Source organism: Pseudoalteromonas sp. SG43-3 (assembly GCF_014164385.1).
Lineage (GTDB): Bacteria > Pseudomonadota > Gammaproteobacteria > Enterobacterales > Alteromonadaceae > Pseudoalteromonas > Pseudoalteromonas distincta.
Genome location: NZ_JACJFC010000084.1, coordinates 1 through 399, shown reverse-complemented (window position 1 = coordinate 399; position 399 = coordinate 1). Strand labels below are relative to the sequence as shown.

1 pseudogene is annotated in these 399 nt (G+C 39.1%); it reads left to right on the top strand.

Annotated elements, in window-relative coordinates:
- Nucleotides 1-104 (top strand): annotated as a pseudogene (locus H5157_RS21010) (glutaredoxin family protein); the annotation flags it as partial.
- Nucleotides 105-399 lie beyond the last annotated feature (295 nt).

The following is a 399-nucleotide window of genomic DNA, read 5'->3' as shown; positions in this document are numbered from 1 at the left end:
AATGTGCGTGTGTAGGCGGTGACAGTAACGTACCACTAGGGTTTATCTCTCTAACAGAAAACTTATTTATGATAGCTGCCGGTATTTGGATGTTTGTTAGGTAAATAACAGCTTTAATTTAAAAACATGATGATGTACTAGTGTGATTACCAAGGGATTATGTCGCTCTAATTACCGAGCGACTTTGTCGTAAATAGCATATCAGCTGTACTAGCTCATATCAGATCTCACAGTTTAAGTGAATAAGTTTAGACTTCATCAGGCAGACTGCTATGAGCGAAAAGCAGACATTGACCGTTAATCGTTTCAACGACGGCAATTAGCCATACGTTGCATGTTTGCTCCCTTACTGGTTTTACGATATCCAAAACCGACATAACGACCATTAAGCAAATACCA